This window comes from Microbacterium sp. Bi128, assembly GCF_918698205.1.
The window spans coordinates 1-8177 of sequence record NZ_CAKKMM010000167.1 but is presented as its reverse complement, the minus strand read 5'-3'; the positions used below and the strand labels follow the sequence as shown (position 1 = coordinate 8177).

The window sequence follows — 8177 nt, the reverse complement described above, 5'->3', positions numbered from 1 at the left end:
TCCCCGCCGAGGTCGACTTCGAGACCGGCGAGACCATCACGATCAAGGAGGGCTCGTTCGCGGGTCTTCCCGGCACGATCAGCGAGATCAAGCCCGAGAGCGGCAAGCTCACGGTGCTGGTGTCGCTCTTCGAGCGCGAGACCCCGGTCGAGCTCTCGTTCGACCAGGTCACCAAGATGATCTGACGCCTTCTGCGTCTTTCGCGAACGCCCCGCCCGGCCCCGGCCGCGCGGGGCGTTCCGCGTTGGTGGTCCCCCTCGCGATAAACGCCATCTCTCTCGAAACACGCTGAGCCGCGGCGTGTCTCACGACGATCGGCGTTTATCGCTGGGTCTCGGTGGGCGGAGCGCGCCGCGGGTCAGGCAGAGCGCGGATTGCGTGCGACCGCGAAGAGGTTCGCGGTGTCCGGCGCCCGCGTCGGAGAGAGGCCGGCCCGGGTGAGGGCGTCGCGGAGGCCGGTCACGGTGATCGCCCCGGCGTAGTCCCATCGAGCGATCCGCCAGCCCGCACGGCGTAGTGCGTCTTCTCTGCGTTTCTCCTCGCGAATCGCGACCGCGGATGCCGCCGGGTCACCGCCGCCGCCGTATTTCATCCACCCGTCGGACTCCCCGATCACGCGGTGCTCCGGCCAGCAGAAATCCGAGCGGTAGCGGCGTCCTTCGACGTGGTGCTCCCGTTGGAGGACGGGGGAGGGGAAGCCGCACCACTCGATGACGGCGCGGCTCAGAGATTCACCGACCGATTCGGCGAGCGGCGTGGTGCGGGACAGAACCCACTCGGCGCGACGCCGACCGCGGGGATTTCGCTGCCGCTCGAGAACGGCGCGCAGGTCGATGCCCGTCACGTCCGACGTGCGGACGGCGGCATCCGCGACGGCCAGGCCGAATGCGGGAGGGAGCGCGCGGGCGAGATCGATCACGGTGTCGGCGACTGTCGTGAGCAGGATGCCGTCGGCATCCTGTGCGCGTCGGCGATCGGCGCTGGTGTGGACGTGCACGTCGCCGTAGGCCAGCGACCGCTCCCGTCGCTCGTCGAAGATGTGGAGGTGTCGGGGGTGACCGAAGAGCGGCAAGCCTCTCAGCGCCGCAGCCGACTCGTGCGAGAACATCGCGTCGGGGCGGACGAGGCGGAAGGCGTGCACGCGCAGGAGGTATCGGTCCCACGCGGGCAGGTCTTCCCAGGCCCGACGCGCGGTGTAGATCCCCGGACGGACCCGGTGTAGGTCGGTATCCGTCGACGGGTGCGCGCCGAGCAGGACGGCGTTCCCCGCCGCGACGAGGGGCGCGGGTGCAGTGCGCAACGAGGGTACGGCCGTGTTCATGCCCCCGAGGGTGCCAGTTCGCCGGGGCCGTCTCGGCGCGCCTGTGGATAGCCGAGCGCGACACCGTGGCGCGCCCTCCCCATAAACGCCGATCCTTCTGAGACACGCTGCCTCGCGCCGTGTCTCAGAAGGAACAGCGTTTATCGCGAAGAGGGACGCGGGCCGGGGGAGCGCGGATGCCGTGGCGTCGCGTATGATGGGGAGGTTGCTCGTGCATTGCGCGGGCGCGACCGCTGTCCGGAACGGCCGGACGTGCGGGAGAGAGGATGCCAGCCGGCATCCCCTCGAGGAGAGGAAGAGGATATGGCACCCAAGAAGAAGGTGACCGGCCTGATCAAGCTCCAGATCAACGCCGGTGCCGCCAACCCGGCGCCGCCGATCGGCCCCGCGCTCGGTCAGCACGGCGTCAACATCATGGAGTTCTGCAAGGCCTACAACGCCGCGACCGAGTCGCAGCGCGGCAACGTGATCCCCGTCGAGATCACGGTGTACGAGGACCGCAGCTTCACGTTCATCCTGAAGACGCCCCCGGCCGCCGAGCTCATCAAGAAGGCCGCCGGCCTGCAGAAGGGTTCCGCGACGCCGCACACGGTCAAGGTGGGCAAGCTCACCAAGGACCAGGTTCGCGAGATCGCCACCACGAAGCAGCCCGACCTGAACGCGAACGACATCGAGGCCGCGGCCAAGATCATCGCCGGCACCGCCCGTTCCATGGGCATCACGGTCGAGGACTGAGGGAGATAATCATGGCTACCAAGTCCAAGGCATACCGGGCCGCCGCCGAGAAGGTCGCGCCCGACACGTTCTACACCCCCACCGAGGCCGTCGCCCTGGCCAAGGAGACCGGCTCGAAGAAGTTCGACTCGACCGTCGAGGTCGCGCTGAAGCTCTCGGTCGACCCCCGCAAGGCCGACCAGATGGTCCGCGGCACGGTCATCCTGCCCCACGGCACGGGTAAGACCGCTCGCGTCATCGTCTTCGCCAACGGCCCCGCGGCCGAGGCGGCCCTCGCCGCCGGTGCCGACGAGGTCGGCGGCACCGAGCTCATCGAGAAGGTCGCCGCCGGCTACACGTCGTTCGACGCCGCCGTCGCCACGCCCGAGCTCATGGGCCAGGTCGGTCGTCTGGGTAAGGTGCTGGGCCCCCGTGGCCTCATGCCCAACCCCAAGACCGGCACCGTGACCCCCAATCCGGCCAAGGCCGTCGAGGAGATCAAGGGCGGAAAGATCGAGTTCCGCGTCGACAAGCACGCCAACGTGCACTTCGTCGTCGGCAAGGCCTCGTTCTCGGCCGAGCAGCTCGACGAGAACCTGAAGGCCGCGCTCGAGGAGATCGTCCGCCTCAAGCCGTCCAGCTCGAAGGGCCGTTACATCCAGAAGGGCGCCGTCTCGACCACCTTCGGTCCCGGCATCCCGCTGGACGTCAACTCCATCGCCTGACGTTCGTCGCCGAAAGCCCCGTCGCGCCCCGTGCCGGCGGGGCTTTCGCGTGGGCGCGCGCCGCTGCACGAACGTGCAACACAGCGTCATCCGGGAAGGATGCCGCCGACGGCCGTGTTCAGCTGGGGGGCGCGCATCGCGCCCCCGCCCCGGAACCATCCGCATCACACGCAAGGAACAGCTATGCCCCGTCGTCGTCTTCCCGTCCTCGCCGCCGCCCTCGGCGCCCTCGCTCTCACGCTCACCGCGTGCAGCGGCGGCTCCACGTCCGGTTCGGCCGAGCAGGGCGACGAGTTCGGTCTCGTCTCGGGCGGCACGCTGACCGTGGCCACCGAGGGCACGTACCGTCCCTTCTCGTTCCACGACGAGTCGGGTGCGCTCACCGGCTACGACGTCGAGATCGCCCAGGCCGTCGCCGACAAACTGGGCCTGAAGGTCCGCTTCCAGGAGACGCAGTGGGATGCCATCTTCGCGGGCCTGGATGCCGGACGCTTCGACGTCATCGCGAACCAGGTGTCGATCAACCCCGAGCGCCAGGAGAAGTACCTCTTCAGCGCGCCGTACACCGTGTCGCGCGGTGTCGTGGTGACCACCGAGGGCGACTCGTTGATCTCGAGCTTCGCCGATCTGTCGGGCAAGACGACGGCCCAGTCGCTCACGAGCAACTGGTATGAGCTGGCCACCGACAGCGGCGCGCAGGTCGAGGCCGTCGAGGGCTGGGCGCAGGCCGTCGCCCTGCTCCAGCAGGGCCGTGTCGACGCCACCGTCAACGACCAGCTGACCTACCTCGACTACGAGAAGACGAACAGCCCCACCGGCCTGAAGATCGCCGCCGAGACCGACGAAACCTCGGACAGCGCCTTCGCCACCACGAAGGACAAGCAGGCTCTGGTGGATGCCATCGACGGCGCTCTCGAGGAGCTCCGCGCCGACGGCACGCTGACGGAGATCAGCCAGAAGTACTTCGGAGCCGACGTCACGAAGTAAAGCCCCGCCGCACGCCCGCGCCCCGCGCTTAGCGTGGGGGCGCGGGCGTGCCGCGTGCACGACGGAGAGGAGGCCGAGTGAACGACATCTGGACCCTGCTGATCGACTCGTTCTGGCCCATGGTGCTGGCGGGGTTGCGCGGGACGATCCCCCTGTCGTTGGCGTCCTTTGCCATCGGGCTCGTGATCGCCCTCGGAATGGCGCTCTTGCGGCTGTCCCGCAACATCGTTCTGCGCGGCATCGCGCGGTTCTACATCTCGGTCATCCGTGGGACGCCGCTGCTGGTGCAGCTGTTCGTGATCTTCTACGGCCTGCCCGCGATCGGTGTCGTCATCGACCCGTTCCCGGCGGCGGTCATCGCCTTCTCGCTCAACGTCGGCGGCTACGCCGCCGAAGTGATCCGCGCCGCGATCCTGTCGGTGCCGCGCGGGCAGTGGGAAGCGGCCCACGTCGTCGGACTGTCGCCGGTCAAGACGCTGACGCGCATCATCCTGCCGCAGGCGGCCCGCGTGTCCGTGCCCCCGCTGTCCAACACGTTCATCTCGCTCGTGAAGGACAGCTCTCTGGCATCCCTCATCCTGGTCACCGAGCTGTTCCGCCAGGCGCAGAACATCGCCGCGTTCTCGTACGAGTTCATGGCGGTCTACCTCGAAGCGGCCCTGATCTACTGGCTGTTCTGTCTCGTGCTGTCGGCGGGTCAGGGCGTCCTCGAGAGGAGACTCGATCGCCATGTCGCACACTGACGATCCCCTCACCCCGCCGTCGGGGCCGGTCTCGGCCCCGCTGCTGCGCGTGAGCGGGCTGCAGAAGAGCTTCGGCGTCAACCGGGTGCTGGACGGCGTCGACCTCGAGGTCGGCCGCGGCGAAGTGCTCGTCCTGATCGGCCCGTCGGGGTCGGGCAAGACGACGGTGCTGCGCTGCCTGAACGGCCTGGAGACCGCCGACGCGGGTCGCGTCGAGTTCGACGGCGGCCCGTCGATCGACCTCGCCGGGGGAGCGTCGAAGACCGAGCGCGCCGCGATGCGCGACCGGTCCGCGATGGTGTTCCAGCACCACAACCTCTTCCCGCACCTCACGGTGATCCAGAACGTGATCGAGGGGCCGGTGCACGCGCACGGTGTCCCCAAGGCCGAGGCGATCGCCCGGGCCGAGGCGCTGCTGGAGCGCGTGGGGCTGGCCGAGAAGCGGGATGCCTATCCCTTCGAGCTCTCGGGCGGGCAGCAGCAGCGCGTGGGCATCGTGCGCGCCCTGGCCCTGCAGCCCGACCTGCTGCTCTTCGACGAGCCGACCAGCGCGCTGGATCCGGAGCTCGTGGGCGAGGTGCTCAAAGTGCTCCGCGGGCTCGCCGACGAGGGGTGGACCATGGTCATCGTCACGCACGAACTGGCCTTCGCCCGCGAAGTCGCCGACGAGGTCCTGTTCTTCGACGAGGGTGTCATCGTCGAGCGGGGGGCGCCCGAGGCCCTGTTCACGAACCCCGAGAAGGAGCGCACACGGCGGTTCCTCGACCGGATCCTGCGGCCGTTGGACTGATCGTGTCGCGGCTCAGACGGAGTCGAGGATCTCGAACCCGTTGACGACCTCCGCGCCGTCGACCTCGACCTCGTCGACGCGCGCCACGCGTGCGAGCGGGGGGCCGTGGTGCGCCCACGCGACCATGCCCTCGACGTCGTTCGGCGTTCCGCTCACCCGCGCCTGCACGGCGCCCTCCCGCCGATTGCGGACCCAACCGGTCACGTGTCGCTTCTGCGCCTCGGCGCGCATCGCCCACCGGAACCCGACGCCCTGCACGTGCCCGTGGACGGTGATCTCGACGGTTCGCATGAGCCCATTGTGCCCTCAGCCGGTGAACACGGGCAGGACGAGCGAGAAGGCCAGCGCCCACATCACCAGGGCGATCACCGCGTCCAGCACGCGCCAGGCGCGGGGAGAGTCCAGCCACCGGCCCAGGTATCTCGAGCCGAAGCCGAGCGCGGCGAACCACACCACGCTCGCGGCGGCCGCGCCCACCCCGAACACGCCGCGCGCGTCGCCGTGTGTGGCGGCGACGGAGCCGAGCAGGAACACCGTGTCGAGGTAGACGTGCGGGTTGAGCCACGTCAGGGCGAGGCACGTGAGCACCGCCGCCATCCGGGTCGTCGTCGCCGCGCGCGTCCGCACGGTCGTGGACACCGCGCCCGCCGTCGCCGGAGGGGCCGTCTCCACCCGCAGCACCTCGCCCGACGGCCGCAGGGCGCGCCGCGCGGCGAGGACGCCGTATCCGACGAGGAACGCCGCTCCCGCCCAGCGCACGACGTCCAGGAGCCACGGCACCGCGGTCACGATCGCGCCGATACCCGAGACGCCGAGGGCGATGAGCACCGCGTCGGACACCGCGCAGACCGCCACCACCGCGAGCACGTGCTCGCGTCGCACCCCCTGGCGCAGGACGAAGAGGTTCTGGGCACCGATGGCGACGATGAGCGACAGGCCCAGCCCGAAGCCGGCGGCGAGGGAGGAGAGCACGGTCCGACGCTAGGCCCACACTGATATCACGTACAGTTCAGAATTCTGCCGGAGCATTAGCATCGCTTCATGTCGATCCCGCTGGACCTCGCCCGGACCCTCGCCGCGGTCGTAGACGAAGGCACTCTCGATGCCGCGGCCCGGCGGCTCCACATCACCCCGTCGGCCGTCAGCCAGCGGCTGCGTGCCCTCGAGGACCAGCTCGGTCGCGTCGTGCTCGTCCGGTCCAAGCCCGTTCGCACCACTCCGGCCGGGGATGCCGTCGTGCGGCTGGCTCGTCAACTCGCCCTGCTCGAGCACGACGCCCTGACCGCGATCGGCGCGGAGGGCGGAGCCGTGGCATCCGTCCCGCTCGCCGTCAACGCCGACTCGCTGGCGACCTGGTTCCTGCCGCCGCTGGCCCGCGTGGCGGCTCGACGCCCCGTGGTGTTCGACCTGCATCGCGACGACCAGGACTTCACAGCGGGCCTTCTGGAGACCGGCGCGGTGATGGGCGCCGTCACCTCGCGCGACGTGCCCGTGGCGGGATGCCGTGTGCGAGGGCTCGGCATCCTGCGGTACGAGGCGGTGGCCGCGGCCGGTTTCGCCGAGCGCTGGTTCGCCGACGGGGTGGACGCCGCGGCGCTGTCGGCGGCGCCGGTCGTGGACTTCGACCGCCGCGACGATCTGCAGAGCCGCTGGCTCAGCAGTCGGGGCGTTCCCGCGAGCGAGCCGCCGCGGCACCGGGTCCCCGCGTCACAGGACTTCGCCACGGCGATCGAGCTGGGGCTCGGGTGGGGGCTGCTGCCCGGCTTCCAATCCACGGAGGGGGTGCGGACGGGCGCGCTCGTCCGGCTCGGCGGCGACCCCGTGGACGTGCCGCTGTTCTGGCAGCAGTGGAATCTGACCTCGCCACTGCTGGACGAGGTCGCCGAGGAGGTCGTGGCCGAAGGGCGTCGGGTCCTCTCGCCGGGCGGGGTCAGTCGTCGCTGACGCGCAGGACGATCTTGCCGCGCGTGTGGCCCTTCTCCAGCTCGCGGTGGGCGGAAGCGGCCTCGTCCAGGTCGAAGACGCGGTCGACGAACACCCGCACGGCGCCCGAGTCCAGCAGACGTCCGACCGTGGCCAGGGCGCCCCCGTCGGGGACGACCTTGTACGCGGTCGAGCGGATGCCGCGCGCCGACGCGGCTTCGCGGAACTCGGGCCACGCGCCGGTGGGCACTTCGATGAGCAGCCCGCCCGGGCGCAGGACGTCGAGCGAGCGCGTTCCGGTGTCGTCCGCGACGTTCCCGACGAGGTCGACGACCACGTCGACGGGCGCGACGACCTCCTCGAACCGCTCCGTCGTGTGGTCGACGACTTCGGCCGCGCCGAGTTCACGCAGCCAGTCGAGGTTGCGCGGCGACCCCGTCGCGATGACGTGCGCGCCGAAGTAGGCGGCGAACTGCACGGCGAAGTGCCCCACGCCGCCGCTTCCGGCGTGGATGAGGATCCGCTGGCCCTCGTGGGCGAGCGCGGTCTCGACGACGACACCCCACGCGGTCAGGGCGGCCAAGGGCACGCCCGCGGCCTCGACGTGCGACAGCGACGTCGGCTTGCGCGCGATCGAGAGCGAGGGGACGACCGCGTATTCGGCGTACGTGCCCGGGGTGCGCGGGGTCGGCGTCATCCCGAACACCTCGGTGCCGGGAGGGAACGGGTGCGATTCGTAGGGGGCGGCGACGACGATGCCGCTGAAGTCGTAGCCGAGGGTCGCGGGCCACGCGGTGATCGCCCCGGCAACCCCGCGGCCGGCGCGGGTCTTGGCGTCGATCGGGTTGATGCCGGCGGCGACGATGCGCACGAGCACCTCGCTCATGATCGGAGCCGGGACCGGGACGATGGCACCGTGAAGGGCATCGGCGTCGCCGGGGGCATCGAGGACCACGGCGCGCATGGTCTCGGGG

At 70.5% G+C, this 8177-nt stretch carries 11 protein-coding genes; 7 read left to right on the top strand and 4 right to left on the bottom strand.

Going from position 1 to position 8177, the window contains the following annotated elements; translation table 11 throughout:
- On the top strand, nt 1–185 hold a 185-nt coding region (locus tag LQV45_RS13085; protein ID WP_374208208.1), incomplete at its 5' end, for a transcription termination/antitermination protein NusG.
- 173 nt (nt 186–358) lie between these two features.
- On the opposite strand, the gene LQV45_RS13080 is transcribed toward LQV45_RS13085, so the two are convergent.
- The gene (locus LQV45_RS13080; RefSeq protein ID WP_230007400.1) at nt 359–1321 is read right to left on the bottom strand and encodes a hypothetical protein; all 963 of its coding nucleotides are present in this window, start codon (nt 1319–1321) and stop codon (nt 359–361) included.
- A gap of 303 nt (nt 1322–1624) precedes the next feature.
- Between LQV45_RS13080 and rplK the strand changes: the two genes are divergently transcribed.
- From rplK to LQV45_RS13055, 5 genes are all read left to right on the top strand, one after another.
- The gene (gene rplK, locus LQV45_RS13075; protein WP_138177601.1) at nt 1625–2056 is read left to right on the top strand and encodes a 50S ribosomal protein L11; all 432 of its coding nucleotides are present in this window, start codon (nt 1625–1627) and stop codon (nt 2054–2056) included.
- Between the two features lie 11 nt (nt 2057–2067).
- Entirely contained in the window at nt 2068–2760 is a 693-nt protein-coding gene (rplA, locus tag LQV45_RS13070; RefSeq protein ID WP_138177599.1) for a 50S ribosomal protein L1, read from the top strand.
- A 183-nt stretch (nt 2761–2943) separates the two neighbouring features.
- The gene (locus LQV45_RS13065; protein WP_230007399.1) at nt 2944–3747 is read left to right on the top strand and encodes an amino acid ABC transporter substrate-binding protein; all 804 of its coding nucleotides are present in this window, start codon (nt 2944–2946) and stop codon (nt 3745–3747) included.
- A gap of 119 nt (nt 3748–3866) precedes the next feature.
- Nucleotides 3867–4490 carry an amino acid ABC transporter permease gene (locus tag LQV45_RS13060; RefSeq protein ID WP_230007403.1) on the top strand — a complete coding sequence of 208 codons (624 nt, stop codon included), beginning with the start codon at nt 3867–3869 and terminating at the stop codon, nt 4488–4490.
- Nucleotides 4477–5280: an amino acid ABC transporter ATP-binding protein gene (locus tag LQV45_RS13055; RefSeq protein ID WP_290370245.1), complete on the top strand. Its 804-nt coding sequence runs from the start codon at nt 4477–4479 to the stop codon at nt 5278–5280. Before LQV45_RS13060 ends, LQV45_RS13055 begins: the two co-directional genes overlap by 14 nt.
- A 12-nt stretch (nt 5281–5292) precedes the next feature.
- Here LQV45_RS13055 and LQV45_RS13050 read toward each other — a convergent pair whose 3' ends face one another.
- Together LQV45_RS13050 and LQV45_RS13045 are read right to left on the bottom strand one after the other, a co-directional pair.
- Entirely contained in the window at nt 5293–5571 is a 279-nt protein-coding gene (locus LQV45_RS13050; RefSeq protein WP_230007398.1) for an acylphosphatase, read from the bottom strand.
- A gap of 15 nt (nt 5572–5586) precedes the next feature.
- Nucleotides 5587–6252 carry a LysE/ArgO family amino acid transporter gene (locus tag LQV45_RS13045; protein ID WP_230007397.1) on the bottom strand — a complete coding sequence of 222 codons (666 nt, stop codon included), beginning with the start codon at nt 6250–6252 and terminating at the stop codon, nt 5587–5589.
- 69 nt (nt 6253–6321) lie between these two features.
- Between LQV45_RS13045 and LQV45_RS13040 the strand changes: the two genes are divergently transcribed.
- Nucleotides 6322–7224, top strand: coding sequence for a LysR family transcriptional regulator ArgP (locus tag LQV45_RS13040; protein WP_230007396.1), 903 nt, complete (start codon nt 6322–6324; stop codon nt 7222–7224).
- On the opposite strand, the gene LQV45_RS13035 is transcribed toward LQV45_RS13040, so the two are convergent.
- A partial coding sequence (locus LQV45_RS13035; RefSeq protein ID WP_308288863.1) for an NADP-dependent oxidoreductase occupies nt 7211–8177 on the bottom strand: 967 nt, incomplete at its 5' end. The two genes, LQV45_RS13040 and LQV45_RS13035, sit on opposite strands and share 14 nt — an antisense overlap.